General features: G+C 69.0%; 1 protein-coding gene. It reads left to right on the top strand.

Annotation, left to right across the window (positions count from 1 at the left end; translation table 11 throughout):
- On the top strand, positions 1 to 242 hold a 242-nt coding region (locus tag SB754_RS22545; protein WP_410784500.1), incomplete at both ends, for a polyphenol oxidase family protein.

The following is a 242-nucleotide window of genomic DNA, read 5'->3' as shown; positions in this document are numbered from 1 at the left end:
GATGCCATGGTCAGCCTTGACGGGAGCGCTCCGCTGGCGGTCATGGTCGCCGACTGCGTCCCAGTTGTCCTCATTGGCCAGAGGCCGGACGGCGGTGTGGTCACCGCGGTTGCCCATGCCGGCCGCAAGGGGCTGCTGGATGGTGTGCTGGCCAATACCGTGGAGCGGATGCGGTCAGCCGGTGCCGCCGGCGTCACGGCCTGGATTGGTCCGGCCGTGTGCGGGCAGTGCTATGAGGTTCC

Source organism: Leifsonia sp. SIMBA_070 (assembly GCF_046534635.1).
In the GTDB taxonomy this organism is placed as follows: Bacteria; Actinomycetota; Actinomycetes; order Actinomycetales; family Microbacteriaceae; genus Leifsonia.
Note: the sequence above shows the minus strand (reverse complement) of the source record. Positions and strands in the feature narration are given on the sequence as shown.